At 68.6% G+C, this 18,008-nt stretch carries 12 protein-coding genes and 1 pseudogene; 7 read left to right on the top strand and 6 right to left on the bottom strand.

Features of this window, described 5'->3' with window-relative positions:
* Window positions 1-2: 2 nt before the first annotated feature.
* Window positions 3-506: an HIT family protein gene (locus QSK45_RS08665; RefSeq protein WP_285555521.1), complete on the top strand. Its 504-nt coding sequence runs from the start codon at window positions 3-5 to the stop codon at window positions 504-506.
* A gap of 119 nt (window positions 507-625) precedes the next feature.
* Here QSK45_RS08665 and QSK45_RS08660 read toward each other — a convergent pair.
* Both QSK45_RS08660 and QSK45_RS08655 read right to left on the bottom strand, forming a co-directional pair.
* A pseudogene (locus QSK45_RS08660) lies at window positions 626-904 on the bottom strand (helix-turn-helix domain-containing protein); the annotation flags it as partial.
* A 114-nt stretch (window positions 905-1,018) separates the two neighbouring features.
* Window positions 1,019-1,732, bottom strand: coding sequence for an SDR family NAD(P)-dependent oxidoreductase (locus QSK45_RS08655; protein WP_285554834.1), 714 nt, complete (start codon window positions 1,730-1,732; stop codon window positions 1,019-1,021).
* A gap of 162 nt (window positions 1,733-1,894) precedes the next feature.
* Between QSK45_RS08655 and QSK45_RS08650 the strand changes: the two genes are divergently transcribed.
* Complete coding sequence (locus QSK45_RS08650) at window positions 1,895-2,503, top strand: TetR/AcrR family transcriptional regulator (protein WP_285554832.1); 609 nt, start codon at window positions 1,895-1,897, stop codon at window positions 2,501-2,503.
* Between the two features lie 264 nt (window positions 2,504-2,767).
* On the opposite strand, the gene QSK45_RS08645 is transcribed toward QSK45_RS08650, so the two are convergent.
* The 3 genes from QSK45_RS08645 to QSK45_RS08635 are packed head-to-tail and all read right to left on the bottom strand — an operon-like array spanning window position 2,768 to window position 8,249.
* On the bottom strand, window positions 2,768-3,967 hold the full coding sequence (locus QSK45_RS08645; protein WP_285554830.1) for a protein kinase domain-containing protein: 1,200 nt from the start codon (window positions 3,965-3,967) through the stop codon (window positions 2,768-2,770).
* A gap of 18 nt (window positions 3,968-3,985) precedes the next feature.
* A complete protein-coding gene (locus QSK45_RS08640; RefSeq protein ID WP_285554829.1) occupies window positions 3,986-7,564 on the bottom strand; it encodes a WD40 repeat domain-containing serine/threonine protein kinase in 3,579 nt (1,192 codons plus the stop codon).
* Window positions 7,565-7,568: 4 nt separating this feature from the next.
* Window positions 7,569-8,249 (bottom strand): DUF7019 family protein, encoded by a 681-nt coding sequence (locus QSK45_RS08635; protein WP_285554826.1) that lies wholly within the window; start codon window positions 8,247-8,249, stop codon window positions 7,569-7,571.
* A 591-nt stretch (window positions 8,250-8,840) separates the two neighbouring features.
* Between QSK45_RS08635 and QSK45_RS08630 the strand changes: the two genes are divergently transcribed.
* Genes QSK45_RS08630 through QSK45_RS08620 form a run of 3 tightly spaced genes read left to right on the top strand, consistent with a single transcriptional unit; the run spans window position 8,841 to window position 12,211 of the window.
* Complete coding sequence (locus tag QSK45_RS08630) at window positions 8,841-10,811, top strand: hypothetical protein (RefSeq protein ID WP_285554824.1); 1,971 nt, start codon at window positions 8,841-8,843, stop codon at window positions 10,809-10,811.
* A complete protein-coding gene (locus tag QSK45_RS08625; protein ID WP_285554822.1) occupies window positions 10,775-11,593 on the top strand; it encodes an IS3 family transposase in 819 nt (272 codons plus the stop codon). Before QSK45_RS08630 ends, QSK45_RS08625 begins: the two co-directional genes overlap by 37 nt.
* A gap of 48 nt (window positions 11,594-11,641) precedes the next feature.
* Entirely contained in the window at window positions 11,642-12,211 is a 570-nt protein-coding gene (locus QSK45_RS08620; protein WP_285554820.1) for a hypothetical protein, read from the top strand.
* Between the two features lie 626 nt (window positions 12,212-12,837).
* Here the strand turns inward: QSK45_RS08620 and QSK45_RS08615 are convergent.
* Window positions 12,838-13,041 carry a DUF3800 domain-containing protein gene (locus QSK45_RS08615; RefSeq protein ID WP_285554818.1) on the bottom strand — a complete coding sequence of 68 codons (204 nt, stop codon included), beginning with the start codon at window positions 13,039-13,041 and terminating at the stop codon, window positions 12,838-12,840.
* Window positions 13,042-13,265: 224 nt separating this feature from the next.
* Between QSK45_RS08615 and QSK45_RS08610 the strand changes: the two genes are divergently transcribed.
* Together QSK45_RS08610 and QSK45_RS08605 are read left to right on the top strand one after the other, a co-directional pair.
* Complete coding sequence (locus QSK45_RS08610) at window positions 13,266-13,886, top strand: hypothetical protein (RefSeq protein ID WP_285554816.1); 621 nt, start codon at window positions 13,266-13,268, stop codon at window positions 13,884-13,886.
* Window positions 13,887-14,077: 191 nt separating this feature from the next.
* On the top strand, window positions 14,078-17,911 hold the full coding sequence (locus tag QSK45_RS08605) for a WD40 repeat domain-containing protein (RefSeq protein ID WP_285554814.1): 3,834 nt from the start codon (window positions 14,078-14,080) through the stop codon (window positions 17,909-17,911).
* The last annotated feature ends 97 nt before the right edge of the window (window positions 17,912-18,008 follow it).

Here is an 18,008-nt window from a genome sequence, read left to right as displayed (position 1 = left end):
CGATGGTCCCGGAGATCCGGACTCTCGGCCCGTCGGGGCGGCAGACGGACCGGATCGGAGCTGCTCTGCGGGGCGAGAATCCGACCGTACTGCGGCGGCTTGAGTCTGGCTTCGCGGTGATCGGCGACGTTCAGTTCCTGCCCGGCTACTCGGTTCTCCTGGCGGACGAGCCGGGTGTTCAACGGCTGTCTGACCTGCCGAGGGCCAAGCGGCTGTCGTTTCTTTCCGACATGGATCAACTCGGAGAAGCGGTTGAGCAGGTCTGTCGTCGGCTGGACCCCGACTTCCGCCGGGTCGACCTGGAGATCCTCGGCGACACGGACCCGTTCCTGCATGTCCATGTCTGGCCGCGGTTCGAGTGGAAGCCGGCCGAGCTGGTGGGCAAGCCGGTGTGGCTGTATCCGCGTGAGCGGTGGAGTGACGAGCAGTTCAAGCTCGACTCGCAACACGATGTGCTGCGGGATGCCATCGGCAGCGAACTTGACCGGTTGCGTTCGACGGCCTGACGGTGCGGCCTCGCGCGCGAGTTCGGGGCATGACCAGCGCGAGAGCGGGGCTCCGGACTCGTGGGCAACTGGCAGGTCAGCGCCTTGACTTCGGCGATCTGCGACACGGTGAACGTCGGAGGCCGCCCCGACCGCTTGCGGTCGGCCAGGGCGGGCACCCGGCCGGCCGCGAATCGGCCGGGCCGGCGGCGCACGATGTCCACGTGCAGGTGGGTTTCGGCGGCGATCTGGGCGTTGCTGCGGCCTCGTGCTGCCAGGAGCACGATCGTCGCCCGCTGGCGCGCCTGGTGCGGGTCTTGTGGCCGTAGGCCATCTTCTTGATCTGGTGGCGCTCGGCAGCGGTCAGTTCCAAGGGCACGGCGGAGCACACGGGCATGGAAGGAGGGCGGCCCATCCATCCGTGGTGGAGAACGAAGTGGCGGAACCGGCATCCCGCGCGGGCCGTCGGCTCGCCAGGGCCACAGCCTGAGAATCGGGCCCGGTGAACCTTCCTCGTAGAGCCGAATTACTCGTCAGGCGTTGGAGTGAACACCGATGCCGCCGGAGACGGTGAGGTTGTCGCCGGTGATGTAGCTGGCGGCGTCCGAGGCGAGGAAGGCCACAGCCTCGGCGATGTCGGCGGGGGCGCCGATGCGGCCGAGCGGGACGTCCCCGGCCCAGGAGTCGATCACTTCCTGGGAGACACCCATCTTGCTGTAGGCAGGGGTGTTGATGATTCCCGGGCTGACCGCGTTGACGCGGATGCGGCGGGGGGCGAGTTCGAGCGCAAGGGAGCGCATGAGGGGCAGCAGAGCGCCCTTGGCCGCTGTCATCGCGGCCCCGAGCCCTTCGGCGGCGCCCACGGTGAACACGACCGAGGCGCCCTCGTTGAGGAGCGGCAGCGCCTTTTGCAGGGTGAAGAAGCTTCCCTTGACGTTGATGTCGAACAGGGCGTCGAATGCGTCTTCGTCGGTTGACTCGATCGGGCCGGGGCGGGAGATGCCCGCGTTGAGGAAGAGCAGGTCGAGGGAGCCGAGCTGACGGCGTACCTGGTCGATCGCCTGGTCGATGTCCGGCAGGGACCGTGCGTCGGCCCGGACGGCCGTGACGTCTTCGGGAAGTCCGGTGTCGGCGACATTGCCGACACCGGTGACCATGACGCGGTAGCCGCGGGAGTGGAGTAGTTCGGCGGTCGCTTTGCCGATGCCGCTGGTTCCACCGGTGATCAAAGCTGTGGGTGCAGGCATGATGCGCTCCTTTGCGTACTTCTGGGCAGGGGGGTGAGCGGCTCTGTCCGTGGGGCAGCGGGCGGCGCTGCACCACGACCCTTGGCAGCGTACGACTATTTGGCAGCGACTGCCAAACATGATGTGACTGCCGGTCTGGCAGTTCTGAGGTAGCCTGGCGGCATGAAGCAGGAAGCCAAATCAGCGACGAGTGCACCGACCACGCTGTGGGACCGGACACGGCAGCTGGCTTCCCAGGAGATCCTCGATACGGCTCTGCGGCTGTTCACCCAGCAGGGCTACGACGAGACGACCATCGCCCAGATCGCCCGGGAGGCCGGAGTCTCCCAGCGCACCCTCTTCCGCTATTTCGGCACCAAGGAGGACCTTCTCGGCGGCGGCCAGGACCGGTTCGGACAGGTCCTGATGGACACGATCAGCGAACAGTCCGCAGAAGCCGGCGTCTGGGAGGCCCTGCGCGCAGGGGTTGCCGCGGTACTGGCCTTGCACGACAGCCGCGAGCAGGCCCTGGAGCGGTTCCGTCTCCTCCACAACACCGCCTCGCTGCGCGCCGGTTGGCTCGAAAAGCGACTGCGGTTCCAGGAGAACCTGCTGCCGCTCATCGAGACCCGTATGGACGCAGCTACCGGCAACAAGGGCGCGAAGGCCCGCGCGGTGATCGCGACGGCGTTCGCATGCCTGGATGCCGCGTCGATGACTTGGGTCTCCAACGACGGCAAGGGCGAAATCATGGACCTGTACGACGAGTGCATGGCTGCGGTGCGCGGCTGACCCGCAGTGGCCGACCAGCCCGGAAACCTGGACGGAAACTGGGCACATCCGCCGCCACAGACCGGGTCCGCATCCGGAGACACCGGTGGCACGCCCACTCCGCTACCTGGACTCCACAAGACGAGTGCTCAAGTCAACCCCCGAAGAACTTCCGGAGCCGACCACTTGGAATCTCCTTCCCCAAGCGGCATGTGATCGTTTCCCGCTACTGGGGCGTTGCAGTGGCCTCCCGGCGAGGGTGCTTCACGGAGCGGACACCGCCCTTCACCACATCTCTTCCAGCGTCCGGGAGAGCTCGGATGCCGAGGCAGGCAGCGCTTCGTTCGCTTCGTCGAGCATCTCGTCCATCAGATCCGCGAGTCGCCCAGGAATCGACGAGCGGCGTTCGCGCACCGGCACTGGCGGCTCACGCAGCACCACGGCAACGGGATCGGCGTCGGGAGGGAAGTCGCGAGGTGTCCGACCGGTCAGCATCCAGTACAGACATGCCATGACCGCCCACAGATCGACATCGGGTCGTGCGTACTTGTAGTTGATCACCTGCCTGCGGGACATGAAGGCCACACTGCCGCCGAGCGCACCGGAGGGGGTTTGGCCTGATAGGCCGGCCTGGTCGAATGCTTTGGCGAGCCCGAAGTCCGCGATCTTGAGGACTGGTTGGCGGCTGGACCCCGTGAGCAGCAGGTTCTGCGGCTTGATATCCCTGTGCACCAGCCCATGTCCCATGGTGGTCCGTCCGTTCGCGAGCCGTACCGGAACCTCGGCCTGGTGCGCGTATGCGAGGCCCTTGAGGGCTTGGAGCGCCAACGGCACGGCCTCATCGATGGCGAGTCTCCCGCCGTGCCTCAGCACGAGGTCGGCGACGTTGCCTCTTGGGCAGTACTCGCAGGTGAAGCCGAGCACGCCAGCATGCGTGACGCTGCCGTGGAAACGCACGATGTTCGGATGGCGCAGCGCCTGGGTGCATTCGAGCTCGCGCGAGAATGCCTCGCGCGCGGCCGGATCGATACCGCCGTGCAGGGTCAGTTCCTTCAGGGCTACGAGCCTGCCCGAGTCGGTGTCATGGGCCAGGTGCACCACCCCTTGCCCGCCCCGCCCGAGCTCCCTCACCAACCAGATGCCCGGCAGCCGTTCGGGGAGGTCGTCGGTGCGCACCACGACGTGCATGACGGTGGAACCGACCCGCACTTCGTCACCGTGCTGCAGCTTCCATTCGCCGCGGGCCTCATCGACGAGTTTGCCGTTGACGTATGTGCCATTGCGGCTGCCCAGGTCCCGCACAACCACATGCGGTGGTCTGACCACGATCAGACAGTGTCGCCGCGAGACCTCGAGTTGCCCGGGGGCCAAGCGGATCTCACACTCCCGGGCACGTCCGAGGACACAGGAGGCACGGCCCGTGAATGCATACACGTCGGCAAAGTCGGCCTCCTCATCGCTCCGGCCGTTGCTGACGAGGAGCACAGCAGACCACGGCATGGCTCAGCCTTCGCCCCCGGGCGGGACCTCGTAGTCCCAGGACAACTCCCACAGCCACAGACCGCCGGCTACGTCCACCGTGGCCAGCCGGGTGCCGTCCCGGCTCAGCACCACCTTCTGGATACCTGCGTTGTGACCCTCCAGGGTGCGCAGGCAGCGGCCCGACCGCACGTCCCACACCCGGACCATGCGATCCCGACCGCCGGTGACCGCGAACGTGCCGTCGGCCGCGAGAGCGAAAGAGTACGGACTCGGCGGCAGCGGCACTGTGTGCGCCACATGTCCGGTAGCCGTTTCCCACACCCTCAGCCTCTGCTCGTGAGCGGACGCGGCCAGCCGGCCATCGGTGGTGAAGTCGATGTCCGTCTGACCTTCGCCCCACAAACCGGCATTGAAGACCTGGTACTCGAGCATGCCGGTGGCCGTGTCCACCGCGGTCACGAAGGTACCCGCAACGATGAACAGGAACCGGCCGTCCGAACTGAACTCCAGCCGTTGCGCATCGGGGACCGACTGCGCGGTCCAGGCAGGTCGGTCCCGGCCCGGCAGCCACAGGCCGGCCTCGTACTCGTCTTGCGGGTCGTAGCCGCGCTTCGTCTTGGGGCGAGCGCTGCCGAGTGATGCGATGAATCCCTCCGGTCCGAGTGCAAGAGCGTGGACCGGGCCGGCATGGGCCCGCACGGTGTGCAAGTTTCGACCCGTGCGCAGGTCTCTCAAGTGCAGGATGCCGTCCGCCGCGCCGGTGAGGATCCGGTCGCCCGCGACCGCGAAGCAGGTGACAGGCCCCCAGTCCGTACGGAGAGATCTGGGGCCACCGTCAAGGGCGAGCCGCCGGATGGTGCCCGCGAGGGTCCACACCAGCAACATGCCCCCGTCGAGCGCGAATCGGATGTCTCGCGCGTCGACGTCACGGGCGAAGGTGTGGACCCGCTGTGCCGTGGCGAAGTCCCAAACGTCCACCTCACCGGTCCACCGGCCGGTCGCCATGTGAACCCCGTGCTGGTCCAGAGCCAGCGTCGGCGGCTGTGTGAACTGCTCGTCATCTCTGTACTCGAACTTCCGTCCCCCGCTGAGCAGCGTGCCCCGGCGACCGTGCGCGCCCATGTCGGTCCAGGCCGCTCGCACCTCGGGATCGCGGGCGAAGCCGGGCACCTGCTGAGCGGACCTCAACGCTTCGGCAGCAGCAGCGGGGCGCCCCTGTTTCCTGAGGTCCCAGAAACGCTCCATGTGCTCGCCGTACACCTCCGCGGCACGGGTGAGTTCGGGTACGGAGCGGGGCCGTGCGTAGCACCACGGCGCCTCGTAGCCGCCCTCGGGCAGCGGCAGAACCGTGACCCTGCCCCCTCTGGAACCCAGGACTACGATCCGGCCGTCAGCGCTCATCGCAGCGACCTCGACCCATCGGCCGTCCGACGGTAACTGATGGTCGAGGCCGCGCAGAAGGCGGCCGGTCGAAACGTCCCACACCTGGAACGGCCCTCCGGCCGGTGCCGTGAGCAGGACCGGTCTGGTCGTGGCAGCCGCCATGGACCTCGTGGACCGCACGTGATGCGGCACTTCACTCACGAGGGTGCACGTCTCCGCATCCCACACTGTGAGCGGCCCCTTCTGCCAGGCCACAACGGCGGTGCGGGCATCGGCAGAGACGGCTGCCGCGTCCCATTCGAGGGTCTGCACGGGCTCACCGGTCATGGTCCATGCTCTGACCGGCCCCACGAGCTGGGCGAGAAGGAGCTGGTCGTCCATGTCCCAGTAGCGGACGGTGCCATCCTCGAAGCTCTGGTCGAAGGCCGCCGACAGTCCTCGGCTCCCGTCGGGACTCAGCGCCAACGACGTGATCGGTCTGGTGTGCCCGATGAGGAAAGTGACCAACCGCTCCTGCTCGGCATCCCACCGGTGGATCGCACCGTCCGAGCGTCCTGTCGCGACGTAACGGCCGTCGCCGCTGACCGCGACGGCCTGGATGCGCAAGGCCCCGTCACGGAAATTCAGTCTGCCCCTCACACGGGACCGTTTGAGGTCCCATATCTCGACGACCGTGCCGTCACGGACGATCACAGCCAGTGTGCCTGCACCGTCCATGGCCGCCACGGTGACCGGCAGCCCACGTCGGGTCAGCGTGCGCCGGGTGCGTCGCTCGCCCGGTGTCCAGAGCAGGAGCCGACCCGAGACGTCGGCCGACAGCACACGGCTGCCGTCCGTGCTGACCGTGATTGCCGAGATCTCCTCGGAGTGCCCGTCAAGGTCAATGGACGGGCGCGGCAGTCGGCGCTTCCACTCGGCGAGCGCAGCGGCGGCGTCGGTAGAGGAGGGGTCGGCGGCGACCGCCTCTTGGAGCAGTTTCCCTGCCCGGTCGGTTTCCTGGAGCTCCAGCTCCGCCGCTCCCAGAAGGAGGGCGCCCAGTCCCGGTGGGGCAGTTGTCTCGGCAGCACGTGCGGCTTCCAGGTCCGAGACCAACTCCTCGCCCGAGCGCCGTCCCGAACGCCACTCGTGGAGACCGAAGTTGTAGACGGTGGGCAGGTGGTGCGGATCGACCCTGAGTGCCTTTAGCCACAGGCTCCGTGCCTCCTCAGGCGTTCCCAGGTCGAGGAGTGAGAGCGCCTGGTTCGACAGGCTGTCCGCCCGCAGCGCCGCTGCTCTGGGGGTGGGCCGGTCATGGGCTGTACCGAGCGCCTCCACATGCAGATCTCGGAGCGTCGCCGCCAGCACATCGAATCCTGACGGGCGGGCCGTGGGATCCTGAGCGAAACACTGACGCAGCACGGATGCCACGCCGGAGGGCATCTCGGGGAGGCCTGCATAGGCCGCGCCACCGTCCCGGAGATACGCCTCCAAGACTTCCGGCGCCACCTGGCCGTACTGCCACGTACGCTCACCGACGAACATCTCCAGCACGCTCAGCGCCCACGACCACACGTCGGTCGCCACTGTCATGCGCGTCCCGCGACGCCCCACCTTGGCTGCCGCCTGCTCCGGAGAGCAGTATTCCTTTGTCAGGCCGCGGTATGTTGCCGTCGCCTGGCGGTCCGACGGTCGTCGTGCCGCATCCTCACCGGCCACCGTACGCACCCTCGCCAGACCGAAGTCGGTGATCTTGGCTGTGCCGTCGGGTTCGAGCATCACATTCGCCGGCTTGACGTCCTGATGGACGAGCCCGTTGTCGTGTGCGTGTTCCAGCCCCCACGCCATCTGGATGGCGATGTCGAGGATGCGGCCGAGCACCGCTCGACGCCCTCCCCCGTAGAGGCTTCCACTGCGGATTGCCTCGTCCAGACTGCCGCCTGCCACCCACTCCGCAAACACTCGGGGTATGCCGTCGATGGTGCGTACGTACACACAGTTGACCGTGTGCGGGTGAAGGCCGAGTCCCACCCAGGTACCGGCCTCGGCCTCGAAGCGACGGACAGCGTCCGTCGTGGGCACCATTTCGGGGCGCGGCGTCTTCACCGCCAGGTCCATCTGCCAGCCGCGGTGACGCACCCGGTGCACCTGGCCCATGCCGCCGCTCGCCACATCGAGCACCTCGTACAGATCGAGGATGACATCGCCCGGTTCCCAGACCGGGGCCGGCTGCCGCGCCACGGGTTCAGTCGGCGAGCGCGACGAACAAGGGACTGGCTAGCAGCACTGTCTTGCCGCCGTCCAGCTCAGGGTACGGACTCGGCCCGTGCAACAGTCGTTTGGCGAAGAACTCCACTTCCTGCGCCGCGCCGCGCATCAATCCGTTCGCCGTGCGCACGACAGCGAGCGCACCCGGCGGCACCGCCTCCCCATTCCCCGCTGTAGCAGCGGCAAGGACGCCCACGAGCCCTGGCATGGTGGATGGCGCGAAAGCCTGGTCCTGTTCCGCCGACGCGACAGGGCCCGCACCGAGGACATGGCCGCTGGTACCACCGAGTCCGATGATCGTGCGCTCGGTGCTGCCGCCGAAATACACGAGGGATGCCTGAGCGGATGCCGCAGTGACCGGCTGCGCGGACGTCTGCGCAGACGGCAATGGCCCCCACCGCATTGGCAGGCGCCCCCGCACGTACTGACCAGGATCGTCGACGGTGCCCACGTCGCCGAAGTCATCCAGGTATTCAAGCACCCGCTCAAGGCGCGCGATACGATGAGCTTCAGGAGACTCAGCGCTGCGCTTCACAGTGAAGAACTTGAAGCTGACGCCCACCTCGGTGGTGCGTCGACGCGTGAACCCCGCATCGACCTGCGGCAGCAGCATGTCCACCTTGGCATCGCTGATATAGACGTAGAACCGCAGCGACACTTCAATCCTTCCGCCGGGCAGATCGCCACCCCTGCTCCTGGTCAGATTAGCGGCAGCACTGTGAACTAGCCCGGTAAGCAACGTAATTGGCGTCAAATCGACACTCCTGCCGCCTGCGTCGGATCGGACCTCCCCTACCCATGTGAGAGGGTGGTACGTGAGTTGATGTCTGTATTGCTCTGCGGCTGGGGTGGGCAGGCTGATCGGGGGCCGCCTGGCGGCTACTGCCGCGGCTTCAGCACGGTCCCGGCCCGGCGACCGGCCACGGGCCCGCGACGCCACACGTCCAAGCGACGGCAAAACAGACATCAGTTCGCATCCGACCCGCTGGGCTACGGATCAAGGAGTTGCAGTCGAATCCTGCCGAACGCGCGCAGGTCAAAGCCCCCGACGTGATCCCGGGGCATGTCCGCGATGGTGCTGTCCCAGCGTCTCCATGACGGTCTGGGCACTCACCCCCTCCGCGAGCAGCGACGGGTCCCAGTCCGGCCCCGCGTAGGTCGGCTCGTGGCACCATGCCTCCCTCCCTGCATGGGCAGTCATGTGCATGCTCTAAATTGCTCGCACCAACAGTGCAGTTCAGGGGGGCAAGTGAAGAGAGTGCGGCTTGGCGTCGTGACGGCGTTGGTGCTGCTCGCGGCAAATCTGGCGGTGGCCGGGTCCGCGGCAGCCGCGGAGGATGACACAGGCACGGTGCTCCCCATGGCCGGCTTCGACAGCCTGATAGTCGATCCAGTGCATGATCGGCTCTTCCTCAGCGGTGGCAGCACCGACGACAAGATCCTCGTTACGGACCTGTCCGGCGCTGCGATCGGTAAGATTGCGGACGAGCCGGGTGCAACCAAACTGGCGCTGTCGCCGGACAGCAGCACTTTGTATGCGCTGCTGCCGGGCCAGGGTGCGATTTCAGCCATCGACACGACAACACTGTCGGAGGTCGCCCGCTACGACACTGGCGGGCAGGCCGGAACTGCAGACCGTCCCGCCCCTACCTCGCTCGCATTCAGCGCGGGGAAGATCTGGTTCACCTATACGCAGGGCGACAGCGGTGGGCTCGGCTCTCTCGATCCTGCAGATCCAGCCGCGCCGGCCGCCCGCACAGAACTGGGTCAGGGATACGCCGTTCAGTCGAGCCCGAAAGCGCCGGGCACCCTGGCGGCGTCCTTCCAGGTGGCCGGTCAGCCGGAGCTCGACGTCGTCGATGTCACCACTGGCACGCCCCGGATCACGGCGCATGCCCCCGGTGTCTGGTCGTCACGCCTCGTGATCACGCCCGACGGCCAGGGTGTGGCCACTGACCTCAACGGCGTCCTGCGGCTTACTGACCTCTCGTGGGATACCGATTACAGCTCTTTCCCCGCCCGGAGCTGGTCGCTGAACAGCTTCGCATTCGCTCCCGACGGGACCATGGCCATGGAGGGCTGGGACGGCACGGGTAGTTTGGTTCACGAGAGTGTCGTGACCGAACAGCCCCAAGGCACGCAGAGGCTGCGAACCTACGACTTCCCGGACTTCCAGTCCACCGGAATTACGCTGCAGGACATTGCATGGACTCCCGACGGTTCCCGGCTGTTGTCGGTAATCGACACCATGGGCACACTGCGGCTGCACGAGCTACTACGGCCGCGAGCAGCCCAAACCTCGATGGGCATTACATACCCCAACTTGATCCTCAACACGGGAACGGCCCTCCCCGAGAGCGGCGAGGTGAGCAGCGCGCTCCCCTTCTCGGCCGGCGCCGTGGTCCACATCAGCCGCGCGGACGCGGCACATCCCAACGGTGTGGTGCTTCCCGAGGCGCCCCTCACATCCGACGGCCGCTTCGCTTTCCGGGACACGCCGCCCGGTACAGGGACATACACCTATCGGGTGCGATATTCCGGCGACGCTGACCACCTGCCGTCGGACGCCACCGCGACGATACGCGTGGCCAAGGTGCTCAGCGTCGGAACCGACGCCAGCAGCTACGCCTACGGCGCCACCGCGAAGGTCGCTGCGCACCTGAGCGTGGGCTTCAAGGGTGGCAAGGTCTCCATTTACGCTCAGCCTGCTGGCGCCACTAAGCAGCTGCTGAAATCGGGCACCGTGGATTCTTCCGGCAACCTCGCCGTGAGCTACAAGGGCACCAGAGGCACGACGTTCACCGCGGTGTTTGCCGGCAGCTACGACTACTTCGCCACCACCGTCGCCAAATCTGTGGGCGTCCACGCATCGGTTCATGGTTCGCTGAGCGGCTACTACACGACCGCGCTTTTCGGGAGCACGTCTTATCGGGTCTACCACCACACCGCGAAGCAGAAGTACACGGTGACCGTCGCCCCGGCCAAGCCGGGAGCATGCGTGCGGCTGCTGGTGCAGCACTACTACTCCGGCTCCTGGCATACCTCGAAGGACCTGAGCTGCGTTCGCCTGAGTGCGACCAGCAGCTTGACCTACTCGTTCTCCTACACCGGGCCGGTCGGTGACCGGTTCCGTGTCAGGGCGGAGTCCAATCCTCAGGGCACCGATACAGCCAATTTGCCCACATGGAGCAGCTGGGCGTACTTCGCGATTCGCACCTAGTGCCCGCCCCTACCCTTGCGCCGCTCTTGCAGCTCCGGCACCGCAGCGATGCGGTGCCGGAGCTGCTGTCTGTTGCACTCGAGGGCGTCCACGTCGGCCGCAAGCGCGTCGAGCGGCTCATGCGCCAGGCCGGCCTGGCCGGGATCAGCCCACGCCGGGGCAAGGGGTTCACTCGCCGTGACCCGGACTCCGATCCGGCCCCTGACCTGGTGCAACGCGACTTCACCGCGAACGGGCCGAACCGGCTGTGGGTCACCGACCTGACCATGATCCCCACCAGGGAGGGGCCGCTGTGGCTGTCCGCGATCCGCGACGCGTTCTCCCGCCGGGTCGTGGCCTGGGAGACCTCCGCCCGCGCGGACGCGGACCTGGTCCTCACCTCGCTGGAGTATGCCCTGGCCAGCCGCGAAGTCGCCCCCGGCGAGCGCGTTCACCGCGCCGACCACCGCTGTCAATACACGTCCGTCAAGCTCACAACCCGCCTGGTCAGGGCCGGTATCCAGGCGTCCATGGGCTCGGTCGGCGACTCGTTCGACAATGCCCTGGCGGAGAACCTGCGGATGGTCATCAAGACCGAATGCATCCGCGGCCGCGTCTTCACCACCAGGGCCGAAGCCAACCTCGCGCTCTTCGAGTACATCGACGGCTTCTACAACCCTCGCCGCATCCAGAAACGGCTCGGCTACCTCAGCCCGATCGAGTACGAGGAGAAGCACTACGCCGACCAGGCAGCGACCGAACAAGTGAACCCGAAACCACGTCAACCTGCCCTGAACAGCTAGTCAGCCACTCCCGCACTGCGGGGAACCTCAAAGGACCTGGGTACCAAGATGACCCTGCCGGACTCGCCGGCGGTGCTGTTGGCTGGGGTCGCGGACGAAGCGCCGGCGCTGTTGGTGATTGACCAGCTGGATGCGGTCAGCACCTACAACGGCAGGATGTCGGATGCCTATGAGGCCGTGGAAGACGTACTCGCACAGCTGGTCGTCGCCCCGAACGTCAAGGTGCTCCTGGTGGCCCGCACCATCGACATCGACAATGACCGGAGGCTGTCCGACCTGGTCGCCGACCGCGCCCGGACAGTCCGGTTCTCCCTCAGAGTCCTGGATGTGGAACAGGTGCGGGCTGTGCTGTCCGCCAGCGGGACGGATCCCGACGGCTTGGGGTCGGTGACGCTGGAGCTGTTGCGGACTCCGTTGCACCTGTCGGTCTTCAGCCGTCTGTCGTCCTCCGCACGGGCCGCTTCCTACCGGACCTTGCAGGAGCTGTACGTGCGTTACACCGATGAACGGCGCGAGGAGATCGAGCGACAGGTCGCCGCGCTGGACTGGCGGGGTATCACGGGCACGCTGTGCGCCTCCATGAGCGAACGCGAAACCCTCGGGCCGGCCCGTTCGTAGACGAGGAGCCCGTCCAGGCGCCTATGGCTCTCCTCGATGGTTTCGCCCGCCAGCACATCAAGGTGCTCGAGTCGCACGGTGTGCTGGTGCGCGACGGGGAACAGATCGGGTTCTTCCACGAGACTTACTTCGATTTCCTCTTCGCCCGGACGACCAGAGGGCGCACCGCCCACAGCAACCCGGACCGCACCGCGGCCGGGAGGCCGGCCACTGAGTGGACCCGATGGTGCGCACCCGGTGCGGTGGTCCGCACCGACGAGGCCCGCGTCCACCCCACCGAGTGGAGTCCACCGTCCGGGAGTGGACGACACCATGCTCGGCATCCACTCCACCGAGTGGAGCCACCGGGTGGAAGTGGACGACATCGAGGGGAGTGGGGCCGCGCATCCACTCGGTGCGTTTCTCCTTGACCTCGGCTCAGGTTAAGGGGAAACGCACCGCCTCCACCCGGGCCCACTCCACCCCACCGCGTCCACTCGGTGCGCACCACTCCCGCGCGCCGGCCGCACCGGTGCGCGCACCGCCCACCGAGTGGAGGCGCACCGGGTGGACGGTGGTGCGCACCGGGTGGGTGGCTTTGCGGGGCGGGGGTGCTGCTCGCGCTGCACGCTCTGGGCGGTCGGCCCTCAGCCCTCCACGGGAGCCGGCCATATGCCGCCGATGAGCCAGGGCTGGGCAACCGACTCCAGCTCACGCGAGAACTGGTCCCCGCCGCCACCTGCCATCTGCTGCGCCCAATGGCGCGTCGCGCCAGCGGCCCAGTCCGCCACCTGGAGCTGCGGGTGGTCCTTGCTGTTCGCGAACTCGATGGCGCCCATGAGGGGGTTCATGAACTCGCCCGGCTGGCTGCGTAGGTGAGAACCAAGAACGATTGTCGGTGGGTTTCGGCATCACCTGATGCCAGGTTGGCTCTGGACTGTTGCCGAGTTCTGGGAACACCCGCTGATCCGTGTCGTGCGCTTCGGACCCGGGGCTGTGCACCATAAGAACGTTTGATCGATAGCATCGCGTCGCGCTGGTGCAGTAGTCGGTGGTCTGGCGAGATGGGGAAGCTGTGAGCGATGACGTCCTGTCGATCATTCCCAGTGATCCGCAGTGGCAGCCGGATCGCGATGCGGCTGATCGCGTCCCCGAGCTTGTCGAGGATCTGGCTCCCGGAGTCGCCGACGGCGTGGACGTGGAGATCGACATGACGTGGCACGACGTGGTGACCGCCGTCGACTGTGGGGCGAACCTCGAGAGGATCGGTTGCCCCTCGTGTCAGGCGGCCATCGACACGGAGTGGTGGGGTGACCTCCTTGAGGCCCACTGCGACGACGGGTTCACCTCGCTCGCGGTCGAGGTCCCATGCTGTGGGGGATCAACCACTCTGGGCGTGCTGGTTTACGACTGGCCCTGCGGTTTCGCCCGGTTCGAGATCGCCATGCGGAACCCCGAACGCCTCTGGTTCAGCGAGGACCAGCTGACGGCACTGGCGGACCGACTGGGTCATCCGGTGAGGCGGATCCGGGCCCGGCTCGGCTCCACCGCGTCCACCACGGCCTCGAGGCCGACGTCGTATGCGGCGCCGGACGCCCCCCCGCTGCAGCATGTGGAGCGCCCCTCGAGGTACGCCCGCAGGAACCGCACCTCGGACCGCACGTTCGCTCCGCGTTCATGGACGGCCCCCGGGTGATCCCTGGAGGCCAGGACTTGGGCAGCCGGTTCCGCAGGCCTGCTCAAGGGCCGTTGCCCGGACGACGGGTACGGCTGGGGGGCGCTGACCGAAGATGACGCCTGTGGTTGCCCTTCCGGCACGGACGCGCGTAGCTTCTCGGGCCACAACACCGCGTCCAGGGGGAGGCGGTACCGGGCAGGGAGTTGCGGATGGCAGGGCGACGGGAGAACCCGGTCGATCCGGCCGCGGGGCCGGTGGCGCGGTTCGCCGCCGAGTTACGCAAGCTGCGCGCGGAGGCCGGGACTCCCACCTACCGGGTGATGGCCCAGCGCGCGGGACAGGGAGCCAGCACCCTGTCGCAGGCGGCCGCCGGGGAGCGGCTGCCCACGCTGCCCGTGGTACTGACCTACGTCCAGGCGTGCGACGGTGATCCGCGGGAGTGGGAGAGGCGCTGGCGCGAGGCGGCCGCGGAAGCGGCGGCCGAGCCGCGTGAGGAGGACGACGGCGCCGAGGCGCCCTACCGGGGCCTGGCCCGCTTCGAACCCGGCGACGCCAGCCTGTTCTTCGGTCGCGACCAGCTCACCGGCCGTCTGCTCGAACTGGTCTCCTCCCGCCGCTTCACCGCCGTCTTCGGCCCCTCGGGCAGCGGCAAGTCCTCCCTCCTGCGCGCCGGTCTCATCCCCCGCCTGCGCACGGGGGCCGTCGCGGGGGCGCGGCCGGCCGCGCTGCGTGTCCTCACCCCCGGTCCTCACCCGCTGCGCACCCACGCCCAGCACCTGGTGCCCGCCGACGGCGACGGCGGCACGTGGCTGATCATCGATCAGTTCGAAGAGCTCTACACCCTGTGCGCGGACCCGGCCGAGCGCGAGGCGTTCATCGACCGGCTCCTGACCGCCACGGATCCCGCCGGCCGACTGCGTGTCGTGATCGCCGTGCGCGCCGACTTCCTCGGCCGCTGCGCCGAACATTCCCGGCTGACCGATGCGCTGCAGGACGGCAGCGTGCTGGTCGGCCCCATGAGCCGCGACGAACTGCGGGAGGCGGTCGTCAGACCCGCCCAGACCGTCGGCCTGATCGTCGAACGTTCCCTGACCGCCCGGATCCTCGACGAGGTCGAGGGCGAACCAGGCGCCCTGCCGTTGATGTCCCACGCCCTGCTGGAGACATGGCACCGCCGCAAGGGCCGCGCCCTCACCGAAGCCGCCTACGACGGTGCGGGCGGCCTGCACGGCGCGGTCGCCCGCACCGCCGAGAACGTCTTCTCGCGGCTGACGTCCGGTCAGGCTCAGACGGCACGCCACATCCTGCTGCGGCTCATCGCTCCGGGCGACGGCACCCAGGACACCCGCCGCCCGGTCAGCCGCGGTGAACTCGGCGCGGACGGCCCCGGCGACGGTGCGACCGTCCTGGAGCGGCTGGCCCGCGCCCGCCTGGTCACCCTGGACCATGACACCGTCGACCTGGCGCACGAGGCGCTCATCACCGCATGGCCCCGGCTGCGCGGCTGGATCGACACCGACCGCGAGCGGTTGCGCGCTCACCGCCGGCTCACCGAGGCGGCACGGGCCTGGGACGCCCTGGACCGGGAACCGGGCGCGCTCTACCGCGGCACACGGCTGGCCACCGCCGAGGAGACCTTCACCGACCGCGGTGACCTCACCGGCCTGGAGGACGCTTTCCTGACGGCGAGCCTGGATGCCCGCCTCGGCGAGCAGAGGGCGGCCGCACGCACCACGCGCCGCCTGCGGTGCCTGGTCGCCGGCCTGACCGCCCTCATACTCGTGGCCACCGCCACGGCCGTCGTCGCCTTTCAGCAGCGGGCGACGGCCCGTTCGCAGGGTGCCGTCGCCGTGTCCCGCCAGATCGCCGCCGAGGCGGAGCAACTGCGGGGAAACAACTTGCCGCCGCAGGTGCAGAACGTCTCCTTGGCGGCCCAGCTCGACATCGCCTCGTACCGGATGAGCCGGTCGCCACGCACCTATACGAGCCTGCTGAGCGCCGCCAACTCGCCACTGTTCTCCGAGACCCCGGATCAGAGCGGCCCGGGCGACGGGGACGGGCACGGCGGCGGCCTGGTCGCCACCGACGTGTCCCGGCATCTGCTGGTCCTCGTCGGGGCCGACGACGTCGTCCGGCTCTGGGACATTCACGACGCCCTCCATCCCCGGCGTGTGGGCCGGTCCCTGCGCGGATCGGTCGTGGCGCTCAGCGCGGACGGAAACCTGCTGGCAGCCGAGGACGACACCGACGGCACACTCCGGCTGTGGGACACCTCGGACCCACGCCGCCCCACGGATCTCACCGTCTTGGGCCTGCCCGGCAACGTGGTCGGGAACACCGTGGCGCTGAGTCCCGACGGACGCCTCCTCGCCGCGGGCGGGGAGCGGGTCCACCTGTGGGACCTGCGCGATCCCCGGCATCCCGAGCGCCTCGGACACTCCCTGCCCGGTGGCCTTCCCGCCTTCAGCCCGCGCGGCCATCTGCTGGCCACGGCGGGGAGCCTGGACAGCGACACCGCATGGCTGTGGAGCACGTCCGATCCGCGGCGACCGCGCGAGTTGAGCGCGTTCCGCCTGACGCTCGGAACCCAGGACCTGGTCTTCCGGCCGGACGGGCGGATGCTGGCCGCAGACGACGGCGCCATGGCCGTGCGGCTCTGGGACACCACCGATCCCCGACGTCCGCGACACATCTCCACGTCGCTGGAGAACTCCGACGGATCCGATGTCCACGCGGTGGCCTTCAGCCCGGACGGTGGCACGATGGCCGTGTCGGGAGACAACGGAACACAGCTGTGGAACACGCCGGCTGACGACGAGGAACCGACGCGACTGGGGGAACCGCTGGGCCAAACCTTCGGCACCAGCCTGGTCTTCGGCCGCGACAGCCGCAGCCTGATCACGGACGACGATCGGGTCATCCGGGTGTGGAACCTGCCGCCCTTGCGAAGGGCGTGCGACGGGGACACGGTGACCGGGATGAGCCCGGACGGACGCGCCATGGTCACCAGCTGCGGCATGGACCAGGTCAGACTGTGGGACACCGTCGGCGACCGGCCCCTCGAGCGCGGGACGGCTCTCCCGGGCACGTCCGCCGTCTTCGGGCCCCGCGGCCGGCTTCTCGCCGTGGCGGAACCGAAGGGCGGCACGCGACTGTGGGACGTGAGCGATCCGACGCGTCCCCGCCGCCTGGGGCACACATCGGTCACGGGCGGACACGTGGTCGGCGCCCTGTCCTTCAGCGCGGACGGCCGGATTCTGGCCGAGGCCGAGCAGCACGAACTCAAGTTCCTCTCCAGCAGGAACGCTCCGAGTGCTAAGCCCGGCGCTCCTGTCGCGGCGCTGGACGAGGCGGACGGGAAGCCCGACAGCCGGATCAGACTGTGGGACGTCGGCAGACCCGGGCGGCCCCGCCTCCTGGGAACGATCCACCTTCACGAGGATCTCGACGCGACGAGCGGACCGTTCCTCGCGCTGAGCCCCGACGGACACAGCCTGGCCCTGGCGGACTCCTCGCACAAGGTCAGGCTGTGGGACACCCACGACCCGCACCGTCCGACGCGCGTCGCCCGCACCCTCACCGCCGACGTGCTGGCCTTCGCCCCCCGCGGACACACACTCGCCGTGGCCACCGCCGACGGAACGCTCCGCCTGTGGAACGTCGCCCACGTCGCCCGCCCCAAGCCGCTCGGCCGGCCCGCCGACACCTCCGGCGTCGTCTCCGCCCTGGCCTTCGGCCCCGACGAACGCACCCTCGTCACCGGCACCGCGGACGGCATGATCGGGCTGTGGGACGTCACCGACCCCGCGCGTCCCACAGCCGAGGGTGACGCGCTCGTCGGCCACACCGGCGCGGTCGACAGCGCCGTCGTGGGCCCCGGAAACACGCTGGCGACGTCGGGCGAGGACGGGATCATCAAGGTGTGGGACCTGGACATCGACCGTGCCATGCACCACATCTGCGACGAGACCGGCCATGCTCTGGGCCCTGCCCAGTGGCGGCACCGCCTGGGGACCCTGGCCTACCGGCCTCCCTGTACTTGAGCGGACCACACGCGAACACCCCTGGTGCCTCCGACGGCGTGGACGGGGCGGCCCCGCCCTTGAAGGACGGGGCCGCCCCGCCGGATCACCGGTCGGA

Source organism: Streptomyces hygroscopicus subsp. hygroscopicus (assembly GCF_030269125.1).
In the GTDB taxonomy this organism is placed as follows: domain Bacteria; phylum Actinomycetota; class Actinomycetes; order Streptomycetales; family Streptomycetaceae; genus Streptomyces; species Streptomyces hygroscopicus_C.
This window is presented reverse-complemented; position numbering and strand designations above follow the sequence as displayed.